The 16,782-nt window shown below is 64.9% G+C and carries 19 protein-coding genes; 8 read left to right on the forward strand and 11 right to left on the reverse strand.

The features are described 5' to 3' along the window. Positions 1-9: 9 nt before the first annotated feature. Positions 10-1,053 (reverse strand): CHAT domain-containing protein, encoded by a 1,044-nt coding sequence (locus XH79_RS01425; protein WP_271580368.1) that lies wholly within the window; start codon positions 1,051-1,053, stop codon positions 10-12. A gap of 138 nt (positions 1,054-1,191) precedes the next feature. Between XH79_RS01425 and XH79_RS01430 the strand changes: the two genes are divergently transcribed. Further along, entirely contained in the window at positions 1,192-1,548 is a 357-nt protein-coding gene (locus XH79_RS01430) for a hypothetical protein (protein WP_271580369.1), read from the forward strand. A 96-nt stretch (positions 1,549-1,644) separates the two neighbouring features. Here the strand turns inward: XH79_RS01430 and XH79_RS01435 are convergent, their stop codons facing one another. The 4 genes from XH79_RS01435 to XH79_RS01450 all read right to left on the reverse strand — a co-directional run bounded on the left by XH79_RS01435 (position 1,645) and on the right by XH79_RS01450 (position 4,974). After that, a complete protein-coding gene (locus XH79_RS01435; protein WP_271580370.1) occupies positions 1,645-2,418 on the reverse strand; it encodes an SDR family NAD(P)-dependent oxidoreductase in 774 nt (257 codons plus the stop codon). Positions 2,419-2,472: 54 nt separating this feature from the next. Beyond that, the gene (locus XH79_RS01440) at positions 2,473-2,871 is read right to left on the reverse strand and encodes a (R)-mandelonitrile lyase (protein ID WP_271580719.1); all 399 of its coding nucleotides are present in this window, start codon (positions 2,869-2,871) and stop codon (positions 2,473-2,475) included. Between the two features lie 118 nt (positions 2,872-2,989). Beyond that, positions 2,990-3,769 carry a carboxymuconolactone decarboxylase family protein gene (locus XH79_RS01445; RefSeq protein ID WP_212338739.1) on the reverse strand — a complete coding sequence of 260 codons (780 nt, stop codon included), beginning with the start codon at positions 3,767-3,769 and terminating at the stop codon, positions 2,990-2,992. Next, positions 3,766-4,974 (reverse strand): arabinose transporter, encoded by a 1,209-nt coding sequence (locus tag XH79_RS01450; RefSeq protein ID WP_271580371.1) that lies wholly within the window; start codon positions 4,972-4,974, stop codon positions 3,766-3,768. Before XH79_RS01450 ends, XH79_RS01445 begins: the two co-directional genes overlap by 4 nt. A 111-nt stretch (positions 4,975-5,085) precedes the next feature. On the opposite strand from XH79_RS01450, the gene XH79_RS01455 reads away from it, so the two are divergent. Next, entirely contained in the window at positions 5,086-5,985 is a 900-nt protein-coding gene (locus tag XH79_RS01455) for a LysR family transcriptional regulator (RefSeq protein ID WP_212338737.1), read from the forward strand. On the opposite strand, the gene XH79_RS01460 is transcribed toward XH79_RS01455, so the two are convergent. Both XH79_RS01460 and XH79_RS01465 read right to left on the reverse strand, forming a co-directional pair. Then, a complete protein-coding gene (locus XH79_RS01460; protein ID WP_271580372.1) occupies positions 5,966-6,598 on the reverse strand; it encodes a MarR family winged helix-turn-helix transcriptional regulator in 633 nt (210 codons plus the stop codon). The two genes, XH79_RS01455 and XH79_RS01460, sit on opposite strands and share 20 nt — an antisense overlap. A gap of 326 nt (positions 6,599-6,924) precedes the next feature. Continuing rightward, positions 6,925-7,281 (reverse strand): YunG family protein, encoded by a 357-nt coding sequence (locus XH79_RS01465; RefSeq protein WP_442869892.1) that lies wholly within the window; start codon positions 7,279-7,281, stop codon positions 6,925-6,927. Here XH79_RS01465 and XH79_RS01470 point away from each other — a divergent pair. Then, positions 7,274-7,498 (forward strand): hypothetical protein, encoded by a 225-nt coding sequence (locus XH79_RS01470; protein ID WP_271580373.1) that lies wholly within the window; start codon positions 7,274-7,276, stop codon positions 7,496-7,498. The two genes, XH79_RS01465 and XH79_RS01470, sit on opposite strands and share 8 nt — an antisense overlap. Positions 7,499-7,782: 284 nt before the next feature. On the opposite strand, the gene XH79_RS01475 is transcribed toward XH79_RS01470, so the two are convergent. From XH79_RS01475 to XH79_RS01485, 3 genes are all read right to left on the reverse strand, one after another. Beyond that, positions 7,783-8,874: a TRAP transporter substrate-binding protein gene (locus XH79_RS01475; protein ID WP_212338735.1), complete on the reverse strand. Its 1,092-nt coding sequence runs from the start codon at positions 8,872-8,874 to the stop codon at positions 7,783-7,785. 192 nt (positions 8,875-9,066) lie between these two features. Then, a complete protein-coding gene (locus XH79_RS01480) occupies positions 9,067-10,209 on the reverse strand; it encodes an Mrp/NBP35 family ATP-binding protein (RefSeq protein ID WP_212338732.1) in 1,143 nt (380 codons plus the stop codon). 85 nt (positions 10,210-10,294) lie between these two features. Continuing rightward, the gene (locus tag XH79_RS01485; RefSeq protein WP_245003531.1) at positions 10,295-10,744 is read right to left on the reverse strand and encodes a VOC family protein; all 450 of its coding nucleotides are present in this window, start codon (positions 10,742-10,744) and stop codon (positions 10,295-10,297) included. 195 nt (positions 10,745-10,939) lie between these two features. Between XH79_RS01485 and XH79_RS01490 the strand changes: the two genes are divergently transcribed. The 5 genes from XH79_RS01490 to XH79_RS01510 all read left to right on the forward strand — a co-directional run bounded on the left by XH79_RS01490 (position 10,940) and on the right by XH79_RS01510 (position 15,680). Continuing rightward, on the forward strand, positions 10,940-11,812 hold the full coding sequence (locus XH79_RS01490) for an NAD(P)-dependent oxidoreductase (RefSeq protein WP_212338729.1): 873 nt from the start codon (positions 10,940-10,942) through the stop codon (positions 11,810-11,812). Between the two features lie 22 nt (positions 11,813-11,834). Beyond that, the gene (gene nhaD / locus XH79_RS01495; RefSeq protein WP_271580374.1) at positions 11,835-13,112 is read left to right on the forward strand and encodes a sodium:proton antiporter NhaD; all 1,278 of its coding nucleotides are present in this window, start codon (positions 11,835-11,837) and stop codon (positions 13,110-13,112) included. A 138-nt stretch (positions 13,113-13,250) separates the two neighbouring features. Further along, on the forward strand, positions 13,251-14,846 hold the full coding sequence (locus tag XH79_RS01500) for a sensor histidine kinase (RefSeq protein ID WP_271580375.1): 1,596 nt from the start codon (positions 13,251-13,253) through the stop codon (positions 14,844-14,846). A gap of 44 nt (positions 14,847-14,890) precedes the next feature. Further along, positions 14,891-15,094, forward strand: a complete 204-nt coding sequence (locus XH79_RS01505) for a DUF1289 domain-containing protein (RefSeq protein ID WP_212338721.1) — start codon at positions 14,891-14,893, stop codon at positions 15,092-15,094. 31 nt (positions 15,095-15,125) lie between these two features. Next, entirely contained in the window at positions 15,126-15,680 is a 555-nt protein-coding gene (locus tag XH79_RS01510; protein ID WP_271580376.1) for a TIGR02281 family clan AA aspartic protease, read from the forward strand. Between the two features lie 4 nt (positions 15,681-15,684). On the opposite strand, the gene speB is transcribed toward XH79_RS01510, so the two are convergent. Continuing rightward, complete coding sequence (gene speB, locus XH79_RS01515; protein WP_271580377.1) at positions 15,685-16,647, reverse strand: agmatinase; 963 nt, start codon at positions 16,645-16,647, stop codon at positions 15,685-15,687. Between the last annotated feature and the right edge of the window lie 135 nt (positions 16,648-16,782).

A 16,782-nucleotide genomic window follows, 5' to 3' on the forward strand; every position in this document is an offset into this window, starting at 1 on the left:
GATGAAAACTCACTCCGATCCGGCCCGGTCCACGAAAATTTCCCCGTCGAGGCCGCGCATGTACAGAACCGGCGAAATCCATTCGGCGAATTGCCGCGCCTTCAATTCGGCCCGGGTATGCGCAAGCGCCGCCTGAATCGAAACGCTTTCCGCCAGATAGGTGTAGAAGGTGTCGGCGAAGGCGAGACCCATATTGTCGCTGATCTCGAACTGCATGGCGATCACGGCGGGCACGCCTCCCTGAATGAGCTCGGCGGCGGTGCTCGAGAACAGCGAGCCGGGTTCGCCCTGGGCACCGCTGCAGGAGTTCAGGACGACGAGGCTCGGCGTCTGACCGGGCTGAGTCAGAAACGCTTTCAGCATGTCGGCATAGAGCCTGATCCCCTTCGACCCGCCCTCCTCCTGCACCACGATGAAGCCCATCTGCCGCTCGGGATCGTGGCCGCCATGGCCGATGAAGTGAAACAGGTCCCACCGCTTGCCCTCATCTCCCCGCAGGAAGCGGCGGTTGAGATCCCGGGCCTTCGCCGAGGGGATCCACGACAGTTTCAGCCGCTTGCCGTCGTTCAGCTCGCTCAGCGCCCTCTTGATCGCGACCTGCTCGGCATCGACCTCGATCTCGTCCAGCGGGAATCCGTTCAACACCTTGACCCGTGCGGCCATGCCCAGCACCCGTATCGGCCTTGCCGCGGCCACCCTGCGCTCCTCGGCATAGTCGTCGACGGCTCGCGTGAATGGCGTGCTCTGGGATGTCGTCACGTAGAAGCGGTTCTTCTTGTCGTACATCGTCTCCCAGGGCACGTAGGCGAGCGTGGGATCGGTGACCCGCAGACGGATCAGGAACGGCTGATCGACCTTTCGCGCCGCCTGGGAACATTCCTGATAGAGCTCGAGGATCTTGCGCTGAAAGATGAACTCGAAGAGTTGCGATCCGACCTCCTGCACGATCCGCTCGTCCGATCCCGAGGTCAGACTTCCCGCGGCATCGCGGAAAGCGGGTCTTGCTTCATCGCCGCCATTTGCCGCTGCCGCATTCTCGGTTCGCGCGCGCATCGCCACGTCGGCGTTGCGCGCGGCAGCGCATTGGAGAATCGCCTCCTGCAACGGCCTCAGATTCTGACGAAAGCTCGGCTTGAGCTTCTCGACTTCAATCTCGCGGCTCGATGAATTGTATTCCGCGACGATGCGGCAATGACTTTCGCCACTATCTTCAATGGTCAGATTGAAAACGACTTTCGCCACGACGCAACCCTCAGCCGCGCAACAGCCGGCGCAAAATCCTCACGCCTACTCAAAGTCTATGCCGGACAGAAAAGCGCGCAACGGGCGAAACGAGCCGGCGCTGTTCTCCGCATCCGCGGTGCCGGCATCCTGCCGGTCTGTTTTCCGTCCAGGACGCTCACCATCGATGGTGGGCGCCCGCTTGAAATCCAATCGAATGATCGTCCAAACGACGCGGAACCGGAGTTCAGGCCTGCCGCTCCGAGCTTCGCGGCTGGCGCACCCATCGCGGCCATCGGCGCAGAGCGGAAGTTTGCCGGCTCCTGAGCTTTTCTAGAGCCAATTCTCCGGGGCGAATGTGAGCCGCTTCACACCTCCCGGTTTATTGATCCCGCCCGTGGTTTGGAGCGTGTCAATTGCAGGCTACGCCATCGGAAGCTGCACGCCCGTCAGCTCGTTCAGTCTGGCGATGAGCGCGTCCTGGAACGTCGGGTCAATCGCCTCAGCGGCCGGCTGCTCCTGCCGCAGGTGATGCCAGTAGCGGCCGCTGACCATCGCGGCCGGCTCCTCGCTCACGGCGAGCCAGGACTGTGTCCGCTGTCCGGTGTCGAGATCCACGGGGGCGCCCGCACCGCCCATTCTGGTGCGCACCCAACCGGGATCGACCGCATTGCAGAGGACGTTCGGCCAGCGCCGCGCCAGTACGTAAGCCAGCGCCACCGCATGCAGCTTGCTTTCGGCATAGGCCTTCCCCGCATCCCAGCTTCGCTGGGTCCAGTCGAGGTCACGCAACGAGCCCTCGCCGCCGCGATGCAGGCCGCTGCTGAGATAGACGAGCCGCTTCGGCCGCGCCATCAGGGCCGTCAGCATGTACGGCGCCAGCGTGTTGATCGCCAGCGTGCCGGCATGTCCCTCCGCGGTCGGGCCGCGGCTCCGCTCGGTATAGACGCCGGCATTGTGGATGATCGCATCCATGCGTCCAATCGCATTGACCTGGTCCGCGATGCCCTTCGTCTCGACGGCGCTCCTGAGGTCGCCGACCACGATCCCCGCGGCATGCGAGGCGAAGTCCGCGACCGCCGCGGCGCGCTCGGCCGAGCGCGCGTGCAGCACCACGCGGTGTCCCTGATCGAGCAGCGACTGCGCCGCTGCCCGGCCAAGGCCATCCGTGCTGCCGGTGATGAAGACGATCGCCATGCGCTGCTCCCTGGGTCTTCGCAGAACGCAAGCTCGACGTGGCTTCTCCGCGAGCTATGCCCTGCGATATTGTTCGTCGCTGACCTTCTCCATCCAGTCAACGGTTTTGCCGCCGAGGGCTTCCTGGATGGCGATGTGCGTCATCGCTGTCGTCGGCGAGGCTCCGTGCCAGTGCTTCAGTCCCGGCGGAAACCACACGACGTCGCCGGGCCGGATCTCCTCGACCGGGCCGCCCTCCCGCTGCACCCAGCCGAGCCCGGCGGTGACGATCAGGGTCTGGCCGAGCGGATGCGTGTGCCAGGCGGTTCGGGCACCCGGTTCAAATGTCACCTGACCGGCCGCCACGCGCGCAGGATCGGGCGCCTGGAACAGCGGATCGATGCGAACCGTTCCGGTGAACCAGTCGGCAGGACCCTTCTGGGAGGGGCGCGATCCGTTTCTTTTGATGTCGATGTCCATGTGGGCTTCCTTCTGTGCTTCGGCCGCAAGCGTCCGGTGGGCTCCGATCGCAGCGGCGGCGGCGCTGATCAGCGCGCCCCTGCGTGTGAGGTGAGACATGGTCCGGCTTCCCTCAGTGCGGACGTTTCTCGATGACGTCCTTGACGACCGGCGCCGCGGAGAACGCGTTGGGCCAGCCGGCGTAGAAGGCGAGATGCCCGAGCACCTCGCCGGCCTCCTCACGTGTCAACCCGTTATCCATCGCCCGGTTCAAATGATAGGTGATCTGCGCGACCTGGCCGGTCGCGATCAGCGCGCTCACGGTGACCAGGCTGCGGTCGCGCGGCGCCAGCGCCGGCCGCAGCCACAGATCCCTGAACAGCACGTCGGTCGTGTATTGCACGAGGCTCGGCGTGATCTGCCCGAACTGGTCGCCGACACGGCTCGCGCGCTGGTTCTCCGCGGCTTCGTCGAGCGGAAGCTGCGGTCCCGAGGCCGGCGGCAGTTGATCGGCGCCGACGTTGCGGCTCCTGAACGCATCCCGCGCCGCCGGGATCGCCCCCATCGCATTCGCCCAGCCGGTGTAGAAGGCCAGATGCGTGATGATCTCGGAGATCTCGGACGGCTTCACGCCGCTGTCGAGCGCGAGACCGAGATAGGTCGGCAGCTCCACCGTCTGGTTGCGGGCAATGAGAGCCGCGACGGTGACGATGCTGCGGTCCCGGACCGAGAGGCCCGGCCGCTTCCAGAGATCGTCCTTGAGAACCTTCTGCGCAAAGCTTTCGAGCGCGGGCGCGACGGCGCGGATGTCTTCGGGCTTCGACATAAGATGGGCTCCTTGTACCTCGCTGGCGGCGGCCACGTCGCCGGCGCACAGGCAGAACGAAAACAGGGTGACTGCGAGCAGCTTCATCGTGGAGATCCTTCCAATGTTGAGGGGTGCGCGATCAGCCACCAGGCGACGAGTGCGGCACAGAGCACGGTCATGGCGCTGACGAGAAACACGGTGTTGAGCCGCGCTCCGGTCGCGATCAGTCCGAGCGCAGGGCTTGCGAGCCCTTGCGCGAGGTCCAGGAAGGCGGTGTAGGCGCCCATGGCGAGGCCGCGGCTCTGCGCGGGAACGCGGCGTACGGCTTCGACGCCGAAGCCGGGATACACCAGCGAGAAGCCGAAGCCGGTCAGCGCCGCGCCGGCGAGCGCCATTTCGGGTCGGGCGGCGAGCCAGATCAGCGCCTGCCCGACCGCTTCGATCAGCGCGCAGACCAGCGCGACCTTTGCGCCGCCGACCGCATCGGCCACGTGACTGAAGAACACCCGCGCCAGGATGAACGCGACCGCGTAGGCGCTGTAGGCAAGCCAGCCGTTCGTCCACCCCCGGTTCGCGAACAGCAAGGCGACGAACGTCGTCACCGCACCGAACCCGACGCTGCCGAGCGCCGAGCCGAAACCCGGCACCCACACTGAGCCGACGACCTGAACGAACGAGAGACGCGCCTGGTGCACCGGCGCAATTGCGGGAAGCGGCGCGACGAGCAGCAGCGTCAGCAGTGGCGCCACCGCCGTCGCGGTCGCGATCGCGGCAAATCCATAGGCAGCGTAGAGCGCGGAGCCTGCGGGCGCGCCGATCGCGAAGGCCGCGAACATCGCTGACCCCACCCAGGCGATCACCTTGCCTGTGCTGCGGCTGTCGGCAAGTGCAAGCCCCCAACTCACCGCAGCGGTGATGATGAAGCTCTCGGCCGCGCCCAACAACGCGCGCCCGAGCAGAAGTATCGCGACCGAGATCAGCGGCGCGTGGGTCAATCCCAGTGAAGCCAGATACAGCAGTCCGGACACCGCGGCCGCAAGCAGACCGGCGACCACGCCGCGCTTGGCTCCGCTTCTGTCCGAAAAGTGGCCAGCCCATGGCCGCGACACCAGCGAGGCCGCAAACTGACTGCCGGCGACGAGGCCGACCACGAAGGTGCCGAAGCCCAGCCCATCATGGACGTGAAGCGGAAGCACGGGCATCGCAACGCCGATGACGAGGAAGGCCACGAAGACCACGCCCATGATCGGCAGCACGGCTGCAGCCCCGCGAGGGCCCGCGACCGGCTCCTGCATCGTTGTTGCCGACATGCCTCTCTCGGTTCCTGCTTCGTTGGTCTGATGGCTGAGCCGAACCTAGAGCTTCCGCGCTTCCCCGATTAGGTGATAGATTTCGAATGCAGTCATTAGCTGGGCTAATTAATGAATCGGGACGATGCGGGCGATCTCCTCGCCTTCCTTGCAGTGGCGCGCGAACGCAGCTTCACGCGTGCAGCGGCAAAGCTCGGCATGACGCAGTCTGCGCTCAGCCAGATCATCCGGAACCTGGAGGAGCGGCTCGGCATGCGGCTGCTCAACCGGACCACGCGGAGCGTCACACCGACCCAGGCCGGAGAACGCCTGTTTGCAAGCATCGCTCCCAAATTCAGCGAGATGGACGCCGACCTCGCCGCGCTCAGCGAGCTCAGGGAGAAACCGGCCGGGACCGTGCGGTTGACCGCGACCGAATACGCCGCCGCCGAAATCGTGCTGCCCGCACTGGCCAGGCTCCTTCCGAAGTACCCCGACATCCATGTCGAGATCGTCATCGACTACGGTCTCACCAACATCGTGGCGCAGCAGGTCGATGCGGGCATTCGACCCGGTGAGCTCGTGGCCAGGGACATGATCGCGGTGCGCGTCAGTCCCGACCTTCGCATGGCCGTGGTCGGTTCGCCCTCCTACTTCGCCGCACGCAAGCGCCCGAGGATTCCGCAGGATCTGACGCACCACAACTGCCTCAACCTGCGCCTGCCGACCCATGGCGGCAGCTTGTATGCGTGGGAGTTCGAGAAAGGCGGCCGCGAGCTGAATGTGCGCGTCGACGGACAGCTCGTCTTCAACAGCGCCGGCCTTCTGCTGGACGGAGCGCTCAAGGGCCTGGGCCTCGCCTACCTCACGGAAGGACATGTGCAGCCCTACCTGTCCAGCGGCAAGCTGGTCAGGGTGCTATCGGACTGGTGTCCGCCGTTCTCGGGCTATCATCTGTACTATCCGAGCCGCCGCCAACCCTCACCGGCGTTTTCGCTCCTGGTCGAGGCACTCAGGTATCGCCGGAAATAGCAGGTGCTCGCATGGCCTTCTCCAAAAGGTCTTGCGGGCCTCCTATGGCGGACCTCTCGCTCCGTCCCTCGAAATAGGCGCAAAGCAGGGTCGTGTCTTTTTGGGCGATGGCTTTCCGGAAGAATTGGCACCTGAAATGTCGGTCCTTCCCCTCGCCCCTCTCGATCAGGAACATGCATCCGGTACAAACGTCGGCATGATGGCGGCGCTTGCCAACGTCGAACCCGACCAGGACGCGGCGAAGCGTGTCGAGCAGCTGAGATCGATCGATGACATCAAGTGCCACAAGCCGGTCTCGCAGAGCGTTCATCGGATCATGATCGAGGAATCTCTCGCCTGCTCCCGTAAGACAGAGCGCGATCGAACGCTTGTCCTCTGCAACTGGCTTGCGGACCATCAATCCCTTGCTCTGCAGCACGGCGGCAATCTGCGATGCGGCGCTGCGGGTCGTGCCCAGAAAGCTGGCAAGAGCGCTCGGCGTCCTCGAAAACCTGTTTGCGCGGGCAAGATAGCGCAAGGCCATCCATTCACGATCGCTCAGACCCGAAACACTGCCCTCAAAAATCCAGCTGTCGGCCGATCGGACCAGGAGCTGTAAAATCTCAATTGCCATTGTCACTGATAAGTCCCCAGGCAACGGCCGTCCTGGCATCTCGATCCGGAATCGAGACGCCGCCGTATTCGATGAAGGTTGAATTCCCGTCGGGACTTGTTGGGTCCGGTATACCGTCCCTTGAAGCCGGAACGGCGGTGGTGGTACCGCCGCGACCTCAGCCCGATTGCAGGATTCCGATAGCCTGATCGTTCCGCAAAAGGAACACCGAAAAAATACGTACCGCACTCACGTTGAGATAGGCATCAAGTATCGAGCACCCGAACAGGTTGGGAGGCCTGTGGCGCCACGTCACCCTCTGCCAGCGTCATCCCCGAACCGCTGTTCTAGGTTGACTCGATGTGGTGCTCCCGAAATGCCGCTCTGAGTTGAGCCCGCTCCTCGTGTGTCGCCCCTCGCTCTGCGTCGGCGCGACTTGTTGGCAAATCCATGTAGACGATCGGCTGATCGAACTGGCTCGCCGTGAAGTCGTGCCGCTTGCCTTCGATCCAATTATAGAAATGGTCGCCGGCCGGCAGCGGCGTCTTCAGCAAGTCACCGCCGAAGAGTTCGTGGATCAGCAGTGACGTGACGTTGCATTGCCCCGCGGCCGGATTGTCCGCCGTCCATTGGCTGGCCGTCGACAGCGACCAAGCCTTGCGCAACGCGCGTTGAATCTCATCGGGATCGAAGAACATGGTCATCGCCGGGATCAGCGCCGAGGCAAATTTCGGATTATTCGATTATCGCTTTCTACCACTGTTTTGCCCGACGAGTCAAAACGGCCCCGTTGCTCGACTGAGCCCCAGCTCCATCCGCCCGTCATTGCGAGCGCAGTCCGCCGAAGCCTCGGCGAAGGCGGAAGCAATCCAGTATCTTTCCGCGGAGGGACTCTGGATTGCTTCGCTGCGCTCGCAATGACGATGGGAGGCAGAGGCGCGCCAAATGATGACGTCTATCCGGTCACCGTCAGGCAAAAAGCGCCGCGTCGGAGCCGGCTGCTCCAGAATTGCTCGGTCCCGCTGATTTGCCTAACATGTCAGACGACTAGCCGCATCCACCGAGCAACCTGGCCTGACCCCGCCTCTACTGTGCATGGGGTTGTTTTCGATATTTTTTTGTTTGGCCCTTCGGACGCGCCGCAAAGAAAAAGCCCGGCCTCTTCTCGAGGCCGGGCTTTCCGGTCTTGCGAACAGCTCGAACGATCAGCCGCGGGTGCGCGAGCGGATCATGAAGCTGTCGTAGGTGTATTCGGCGACCTGCCACCACAGATATTCGTCGGAGCGGTAGGCCTGCATGGCGTCGATCGACTTCTTGAAGTCGGCGTTCTTGGCCGAGGTCTCCGCCCACAATTCGTTGGTCGACTTGAGACAGGCTTCCAGCACCTCGTTGGTGAAGGGACGAAGCTGGGTGCCGCCGGCAACCAGACGCTTCAGCGCCGCCGGATTCTGCATGTCGTAGCGCGCGGCCATCCAGCTGTTGGCATTGGCCGCCGCGTTGGTGAGGATCGCCTGGTAGTTCTTCGGGAGCGAGTTCCACTTTTCCAGATTGGTGAAGGCATGGACCATCGGACCGCCTTCCCAGAAACCCGGATAATAGTAGTACTTGGCAACCTTGGCGAAGCCGAGCTTCTCGTCATCGTAAGGGCCGACCCACTCGGCGGCGTCGATGGTGCCCTTTTCAAGGGCCGGATAGATGTCGCCGCCGGCGAGTTGCTGCGGCACCACGCCCACCTTCTGCAGCACCTGGCCGGCGATGCCGCCGATGCGCATCTTCAGGCCCGAGAGGTCGGCGACGGTCTTGATCTCCTTGCGGAACCAGCCGCCCATCTGGGTGCCGGTGTTGCCGCAGGCGAAGCCGATCACGTTCGACTTCTTGAAGAACTCATTGCCGAGCTCCTGGCCACCGCCCTGGTACCACCAGGAGTTCTGCTGGCGGGCGTTGAGGCCGAACGGCACCGAGGCGTAGATCGCCCAGGTCGGGTCCTTGCCGACGTAGTAGTACGAGACGGTGTGGCACATCTCGACCGTGCCGTTCGAGGTCGCGTCGAGCGCCTGGAGGCCGGGGACGACTTCGCCGGCGGCGAACACTTGGATCTGGAACTTGTTGTCGGTCATCTCGGCGACGTACTTCGCCAGCTGCTCGCCGCCGCCATAGATGGTGTCGAGCGACTTCGGGAAGCTCGACGTCAGGCGCCACTTGATCTCGGGCGAGGACTGCGCGATCGCCGGCGAGGCCACCGCGGCGGTCGCCGCCGCGCCTGCTGCCGACACTTTGAGAAAATCACGACGCTTCATCTTCAGGTCTCTCCTTGCTGGGGCGTTTCCCCTTAACTTCTCTTTTGCCGCCGCTCATTCCGGCGACGCGTTCGGGCCGCGTCGAACCGAAGGGGCTTGACTGCCGTGGGCCTTTAACACGGACGGGCCGCTTTCGGAACGCGACAATGGCATGACGGGGCTCTACGAAAGTCGCATGCCCCGACGGCCGCTTCAGGCCGCGGCGATGACGCCCTTGAGCTGGTCGCGGACCTGGCCCGCAATGGCGCGATAGATCGCCGCATGGGGACCGTCCGGCTCGCTGTCGACGACGGGATTGCCGGCGTCCGACGTGGCGCGAATCGCCATATGCAGGGGGATCTCGCCGAGGAACGGCACTCCAAGCTTTTCGGCCTCGTGCCGCGCCCCGCCATGGCCGAAGATGTCGGATTTCGTGCCACAATGCGGACACTGGAAATAGCTCATGTTCTCGACGATGCCGAGCACGGGCACGTTGACCTTCCTGAACATCGCAAGCCCGCGCCGGGCGTCGATCAGGGACAGGTCCTGCGGCGTCGAGACGATCACGGCGCCCTTCAGCGGCACGTTCTGCGCCAGCGTGAGCTGGGCATCGCCGGTGCCCGGCGGCATGTCGACCACGAGCACGTCGAGCTGGCCCCATGCAACGTCGCGCAGCATCTGCGTCACCGCCGACATCACCATCGGCCCGCGCCAGATCATCGCGGTCTCCTCTTCCACCAGGAAGCCGATCGACATGATGGCAAGGCCGAAGCGCCGCAGCGGAATCATCTTGCGCTCGCCGTCCAGCTCCGGCTTGTTGCGCAGGCCGGTCAGCCGCGGCACCGAGGGGCCGTAGATGTCGGCATCGAGCAGCCCGACCTTGAGGCCGAGGTCGCGCAGGCCGAGCGCCAGGTTGAGCGCGGTGGTCGATTTGCCGACGCCGCCCTTGCCGGACGCAACCGCGATGACGGCGGCAACGCCGGGGATTTCGGACTGCCGCGCCATCGGCGATTGGGCGCCGCCCTGCGGCGGCGGCTTGTGGGCATGGATCGGCTGCACGCCCGGCGCGCCGCGGCTCGGCTGTGGTGGTGGCGGAGGCGCCGAGCCCGCCTTGCGTTCGGCGGTCAGCGCCACCATCACGGTGGTGACGCCGGGAAGGCTGCGCACCGCGGCCTCGGCCTCGGCCCGGATAGGCTCCCAGGCCCGCGCCTCGGCGGCATCGACATTGATCGAGAAGAACACCTTGCCGTCGGAGGCGCTGATCGGGCTCAGCACATTGGCATTGGTGAGCGCAACCCCGCGCGGCGACTTGATCCGGGCGAGGCTGTCGAGAACCTGTTGCTGCGTCACGCTCAAAGCGCATCTCCCAAACGGGGCATGATCCGGTCAGATCAGGCCCAAGGCTTCAGGATGCCCCATTAGAGCGGAAACGACCAAAAGGCTACTGCCTGCCGATATCGTCAGCCATCTCGGCGGGCGCGGCGCCCTGCTCCAGGGCCGCCTCGTAGTTCAGCTCGATCATGACCCCGTTGGGGTCGTGGACGAAGATCTGCCAGAGGTCGCCGCCGGGCACCTGGCGGGAGTCGAACTTCATCCCCTTGGACGTCAGCCGCTGCTTCATGCCGTCGAACCCGCGACTGACGAAGGCGACATGGTGGACAACGCCGGAATCCGGCTTTTGCGGCTCCGAGGTCAGCGAAATATCGACGAGGTGCACCACCGCCTTGCCCTCGCTGTACATCCAGGCCCCCGGGAAGGCGAAATTCGGCCGGGGGCCTTTTTCCAGACCCAGCACGTCCTCGTAGAAGCGGACCGTCTCGGCCAGATTCCGGGTCCTTATGTTGAAATGATCGAGGACGCCAACGCTCACGCCGCCCAAGCCCGATGCCATGTTTCGCTCCCTTGTTTTGAAGTTCTTGAGGTCCGCCATCCTAGCACAGGAGGGCGCCAAACGAAGCCGTTGCCCTCCGCCCCTAAGGGTTTATGGTGCGCCCGATCCGCTCCAGGGCGGAACCCCGAAGATGCCGCCTGGGCGCCCCCCGCCCGGCTACAACCGTAAAACCCAAACTACGGACAAGGTACCACAATGGCTAAAGTCGCTTTCCTCGGTCTCGGCGTGATGGGCTTCCCCATGGCCGGACACCTCGTGAAAAAAGGGGGCCATGAGGTCACCGTCTACAACCGCACCGCGGCCAAGGCGAAGGAATGGGCGGACAAGTTCGGCGGCAAGACCGCGGCCACCCCGAAGGCCGCCGCCGAGGGCCAGGATTTCGTGATGTGCTGCGTCGGCAACGACAATGACCTGCGCTCGGTCACGATCGGCGCCGATGGCGCGTTCGCCGGCATGAAGAAGGGCGCAACCTTCGTCGACCACACCACCGCCTCCGCCGAGGTCGCGCGCGAGCTTGATGCGGCTGCGACCAAGGCCGGCTTCAAGTTCATCGACGCACCCGTGTCTGGCGGCCAGGCCGGCGCCGAGAACGGCGTGCTGACGGTGATGTGCGGCGGCGCCGAGGATGTCTATGCCGGCGTCGAGCCGATCATCACGGGCGCCTATGCACGGATGTGCAAGCTGCTCGGGCCCGCCGGCTCGGGTCAGCTGACCAAGATGGTCAACCAGATCTGCATCGCAGGCCTCGTCCAGGGTCTCTCCGAAGGCATCCATTTCGCCAAGAAGAGCGGCCTCGACGTCGCCGCCGTGATCGAGACCATCTCGAAAGGCGCCGCGCAGTCCTGGCAGATGGAGAACCGCTACAAGACCATGAACGAGAACAAGTACGATTTCGGCTTCGCGGTCGAATGGATGCGCAAGGACCTCTCGATCGCGCTCGCCGAAGCCCGCCGCAACGGCGCCAATCTGCCTGTCACCGCGCTGGTCGATCAGTTCTACGCCGAGGTCGAGAAGATGGGCGGCAAGCGCTGGGATACGTCGAGCCTGCTCGCGCGCCTCAATCGCTGAAACCTGACCATCTGAAACGACCTTGCTGATCGCGATCGCCGCCATCTTCGTTCTTGCCTATGCGGCGATCGCGCTCGAGCACCCGCTTCGCGTCAACAAGAGCGCCACGGCGCTACTCGGCGCGGGGCTATTGTGGACCATCTACGCGGTCGCGACCGGCGACCACGCGCTGGTCGGCCGCCAGCTCGACGAGTCCGTCGGCTCCACCGCGCAGATCGTCTTCTTCCTGATCGGCGCCATGACGATCGTCGAGGTGATCGATGCCCATGACGGCTTCGAGGTCATCACCTCCCTGATCCGCACCACGCGCCAGGTCACGCTGATCTGGCTGATCGGCTTCGTCACGTTCTTCCTCAGCGCGATCCTGGACAATCTGACGACCACCATCGTCATGATCTCGCTGATCCAGAAGCTGATCGCCCGCCGCGACGACCGCCTGCTGTTCGCCTCCCTCATCGTCATTGCCGCCAACGCCGGCGGCGCGTGGACCGTGATCGGCGACGTCACCACGACCATGCTGTGGATCGGCGGGCAGATCTCGCCGCTCAAGATCATGAGCGCGGTGTTCCTGCCCTCGCTGCTCAATCTGCTGGTGCCGCTCGCCTTCATCAGCTTCTCGCTTCGAGGCAAGACCATCGCACCGCCGCCGAAGGACAACGGGCTGCTGGCCGTCGATCGGTTCGAGCGCAACCTGATGTTCTATCTCGGGCTCGGCACGCTGATCGCGGTGCCGGTCTTCAAGGCGGTCACGCATCTGGCGCCGTTCATGGGCATCCTGTTCGGGCTCGGCGTGCTCTGGCTGGTCGGCGAGATCGTGCATCGCCACAAGGAGGAGCACGTGCGCCAGCCTCTCACGCTGGTGCACGCGCTGGCGCGGATCGACATGAGCTCGATCGTGTTCTTCGTCGGCATCCTGCTCGCGGTCGCCTGCCTCGAGCACGCCGGCCTGCTGTCGATGCTGGCGCGCTGGCTGGATGCCGCGATCGGCCGCCAGGACGTCATCGTGATCGTGCTTGGCCTGCTCAGCGCCATCATCGACAACGTGCCGCTGGTCGCCGCGACCATGGGCATGTACGACCTCGCGCATTATCCGGCGGACAGCTTCATCTGGGAGTTCATCGCCTATTGCGCCGGCACCGGCGGCTCGATCCTGATCATCGGCTCGGCCGCGGGGGTTGCCGCCATGGGCCTCGAGCGGATCGAGTTCCTCTGGTACGCCCGCCGCATCGCCGGCCCCGCGCTGGCGGGCTATCTGGCGGGCGCGGTGGTATACATCGCCCAGCATGCGGCCCTGCATTGACGGTGCCGGCCGGCTCCAAAATTAACGCCGGGTTAACGTAATTCTTTAGCTCCTTAAGTCACCTCTTAAGGATTTCTTGCCAGAGATAGAGAATGCAGAAGGCCCGCGCCCGGCGCGGGCAGGAATCGTTGTTGTTCGATGAGTAACCCCGCTGAAAAGCCTGAGGTAGTGCAGCTTCCGGCCGAGCCGGTGAGCGCTCCATCGGCGAGCAGCCGAAGGGCTGCGGCGCAGCGGGTGCGCGAGGCGCGCGATAAGTTAACGTCGACCAGCGGAACCCGGCCGGCCTTCGACGCCGAGATGCTGCGCCAATATGCCCAGACGCGGTTATCGGCCTCCTATGTCGTGATGCTGCTGGTGGTCGCGACCGGCGTACTCTTCGGCCTGTGGATGCAGCCGATCCCGGCCGCGCTCTGGACCGCCGGCATGCTCTGCATCCACGGTGCGATGATCCGCAGTTGCCGGCGTTTCCTGGTCGAGCCCGCCTCGCCCGCGGCCACGCGCGCCTGGCGGACCCGCTTCGTCGTGCTCGACCTGCTCTATGGCCTGTGCTGGATGGCGATCCTGATCCATCCCGTGCTCGACATGGTGACGGAAACGCTGATGATGTTCCTGATGCTGCTGGTGATCGCAGTATCGAGCATGCTGGCCGCGAACCTGCCGATCGCCGCCCTTGCCGCCACCGCGCCGGTCGCGGTTGCGATGGCGCTGAGCTTCGCGATGACCGGCTCGCTGGACAATTACATCCTGGCCGCGCTCGCGATTGCGGCCGAAGGCTATTTCGTGCTGCTGGCGCATCGCCTGCACTCCTCGACCTTCGCAACGCTCGAAGCGCGGGCCGAGAAGGACGCGCTGATCGGCGAGCTGGAACAAGCCAAGGCGATCTCGGACGAGGCGCGCCACCGCGCCGAATCCGCCAACGTCGCCAAGTCGCGCTTCCTCGCGCAGATGAGCCACGAGCTGCGCACGCCGCTGAACGCCATCCTCGGCTTCTCCGAGGTGATGAAGAGCGAGATCTTCGGCGCGCATGCGGTGGCGGTCTATAAGGAATATTCTGCCGACATCCATAATTCCGGCGTGCACCTGCTCAACCTCATCAACGAGATCCTCGACCTGTCGCGGATCGAGGCCGGCCGCTACGAGCTCAACGAGGAAGCGGTGTCGCTGGTCGGCATCGTCGCCGACTGCCATCATTTGATGAAGCTGCGCGCCTCCAGCCGCGGCATCACCATCCACGAGGTGTTCGAGCAGGCCATGCCGCGGCTCTGGGCCGACGAGCGCGCGATCCGCCAGGTCGTGCTCAACCTGCTCTCCAACTCGATCAAGTTCACCCCGCAAGGCGGCGAGATCTGGCTCAAGGCCGGCTGGACTGCGTCGGGCGGACAATATCTCTCGGTGAAGGATACCGGCTCAGGCATCCCGGAGGACGAGATCCCGGTCGTGCTCGCCTCCTTCGGCCAGGGCTCCAACTCGATCAAGTCGGCCGAACAGGGCGCCGGCCTCGGCCTGCCGATCGCCAAGAACCTGATCGACCTGCATGGCGGCACGTTCACGCTGAAATCGAAGCTGCGCATCGGCACCGAGGTGATCGTCACCTTCCCGCCGGAGCGCGTGATGAGCGCGCTGGCGCCGCTGTCGGACGATTCTCCGCCGCTGCAGCCCGAAGGGTCCGTCGTCCCCGACGAGAAACGCCGGCCGCGCCACAAGCCGATCATGAGCGCAGGCACGGGCTCGTAACCAGATGCTTGCAGACATGCCCGACAATCCTCCACTATGTCCGAATGAGCAAAGAAACGCCGTGCGTCGCCGTCTGCATGATCGATCCCAGGACCAAGCTGTGCTTCGGCTGCGGCCGCACCTTGCCGGAGATCGCGCGCTGGCACGCCATGGAAAGCGCGGAACGGCTCTCGGTCATGGCACTGTTGCCGGCACGCATGGCGGACGCCGGTTTGCAGCCGATCGCGGGATCTCCGAAACGCACCTGACCGGCCTGAGCGGTTGCGGCGGAGGTGCGCGATGATCCGCTTCCTCCTCGTCCTCGTCATGCTCGCCGGCACAGCGGGGGCCGTCGTCGCCTACGGCGACCCCGATCAGATCGCGCGCGCGAGCCACAAGGTCTCGCACATCTTCCGCGGACAGACCGCCACCCCGCCCCCCGCCGTGCAGATCCCGCGCGGCCAGGGCGGCGAATTCGCATTGCGGGCAAAGATCAACGGCGTCGCCGCACCGATGGTGATCGACACCGGCGCCACCTCCGTGGTGCTGACCTGGGAAACGGCGAAAGCGATCGGGCTGCCGCTCGAAATGCTCGAATACGACGTCGACCTGGAGACCGCAGGCGGCCACACCAAGGCGGCACGGCTCACGCTCGATCGTCTCGCCGTCGGCCATCTCGTCGAGAAATCGGTGCCGGCCCTCGTCGTGCAGCGCGGCCAGATGAAGACCAATCTGCTCGGCATGAGCTTCCTCGACCGCCTGGAGAGCTGGGGTGTGCGCGCCGACAAGCTGATGCTCACGGGCTATCCCGAGCTGCAGAGCAGCCACCGCCGCCCGCGCACGGCGGTGGACTAGGACATCACGATCGCCGCGAACGCTCCTCGAAGATATAGCCGAGGAAGTTCATCAGCACCTGCGCCGCGAGAATGCTCGTCACGCCGGCAGGATCGTAGGCGGGGGCAACTTCGACGAGGTCGATCCCGACGACATCGCCTCGCTTCGTGAGGCTCTGAAGGATCTCCATCACATCGTAATATTGAAAGCCGCCGTGGCTCGGCGTTCCCGTCCCTGGTGCGATCGAGGGATCGAAGCCGTCGATGTCGATCGTCACATAGTAGCGGGCGCCGTGTGGAATCCGGTCCAGGACGCCCTCGGCGCCGAGCTTGCGTGCCTGGCGGACCGAGAGGATGGTCGAGCCGCGCGCGCGCGCATCCTCATAACCTTCTCGGGCGGTCGACGACACGTTGCGGATACCGATCTGGGTCAGGCCGGTGACATGGTCCTGCTCGGCGGCGCGGCGCATGGGATTGCCATGGCCCTCGCGCACACCATGCCTCACGTCGACGAAATCGAGATGCGCATCGATCTGGACGACATGGATCGGGCCATGGCCGCTGAAGGCCCTGACGCAGGGAATGTTGACGGCGTGATCGCCGCCGAGGACCACGGGCAGCGCGCCGCGTTCGAGGATCTTCCGGACGGCTGCTTCGGCGTTGGCATGGCTCCTTGCCGTGTCGGTGTGGACGATGTCGACGTCCCCGACATCGACAATGCGCACCTTGTCGAGCGGCAGATAGGTGATGTCGTCCTCGTGATCATAGGCGCCGCCATGGCCGAAGGAGAAGAGCGTCGAGGCTTCGCGGATCGCGCGCGGCCCGAACCTCGCGCCGGAGCGGTATTGCGTGCCCATGTCGAAGGGCACGCCGAGCACGGCGACATCGGCGTCGAGCTTGTCCCACTCGAGGCAGACAGGCCGCTTGCCGAAGGTGGAATGCCCGACAAATGGCAGGTCCAGTCTGCCGCCCTCATACCCGTGTGCCATGTTTCCTCCGATCGGCGAATTGTCAGCTCCGGCAGAAGCAGATTCCGTTCCAGTTGACATGACGATTCCGCCGTAGCGATCGGCACCATCGATCAGCGCGCGATCGAGCGATGGCACGCCCGATGCATGGGCCCG

The sequence above is a fragment of the Bradyrhizobium sp. CCBAU 45389 genome (assembly GCF_028128625.1).
Lineage (GTDB): Bacteria > Pseudomonadota > Alphaproteobacteria > Rhizobiales > Xanthobacteraceae > Bradyrhizobium > Bradyrhizobium liaoningense_B.

Bases quoted from the DNA above. Each gene is read 5' to 3' on its own strand.
- XH79_RS01425 (WP_271580368.1), bottom strand. From the start codon at position 1,053: ATGCGCGCGCGAACCGAGAATGCGGCAGCGGCAAATGGCGGCGATGAA.
- XH79_RS01450 (WP_271580371.1), bottom strand. From the start codon at position 4,974: ATGTCGGCAACAACGATGCAGGAGCCGGTCGCGGGCCCTCGCGGGGCT.
- XH79_RS01460 (WP_271580372.1), bottom strand. From the start codon at position 6,598: ATGGCAATTGAGATTTTACAGCTCCTGGTCCGATCGGCCGACAGCTGG.
- XH79_RS01465 (WP_442869892.1), bottom strand. From the start codon at position 7,281: ATGACCATGTTCTTCGATCCCGATGAGATTCAACGCGCGTTGCGCAAG.
- XH79_RS01455 (WP_212338737.1), top strand. From the start codon at position 5,086: ATGAATCGGGACGATGCGGGCGATCTCCTCGCCTTCCTTGCAGTGGCG.
- XH79_RS01470 (WP_271580373.1), top strand. From the start codon at position 7,274: ATGGTCATCGCCGGGATCAGCGCCGAGGCAAATTTCGGATTATTCGAT.
- XH79_RS01505 (WP_212338721.1), top strand. From the start codon at position 14,891: ATGAGCAAAGAAACGCCGTGCGTCGCCGTCTGCATGATCGATCCCAGG.
- XH79_RS01430 (WP_271580369.1), top strand. From the start codon at position 1,192: ATGACTTTCGCCACTATCTTCAATGGTCAGATTGAAAACGACTTTCGC.
- XH79_RS01490 (WP_212338729.1), top strand. From the start codon at position 10,940: ATGGCTAAAGTCGCTTTCCTCGGTCTCGGCGTGATGGGCTTCCCCATG.
- XH79_RS01475 (WP_212338735.1), bottom strand. From the start codon at position 8,874: ATGAAGCGTCGTGATTTTCTCAAAGTGTCGGCAGCAGGCGCGGCGGCG.
- XH79_RS01435 (WP_271580370.1), bottom strand. From the start codon at position 2,418: ATGGCGATCGTCTTCATCACCGGCAGCACGGATGGCCTTGGCCGGGCA.
- XH79_RS01500 (WP_271580375.1), top strand. From the start codon at position 13,251: ATGAGTAACCCCGCTGAAAAGCCTGAGGTAGTGCAGCTTCCGGCCGAG.
- XH79_RS01510 (WP_271580376.1), top strand. From the start codon at position 15,126: ATGATCCGCTTCCTCCTCGTCCTCGTCATGCTCGCCGGCACAGCGGGG.
- speB (WP_271580377.1), bottom strand. From the start codon at position 16,647: ATGGCACACGGGTATGAGGGCGGCAGACTGGACCTGCCATTTGTCGGG.
- XH79_RS01485 (WP_245003531.1), bottom strand. From the start codon at position 10,744: ATGGCATCGGGCTTGGGCGGCGTGAGCGTTGGCGTCCTCGATCATTTC.
- XH79_RS01445 (WP_212338739.1), bottom strand. From the start codon at position 3,769: ATGAAGCTGCTCGCAGTCACCCTGTTTTCGTTCTGCCTGTGCGCCGGC.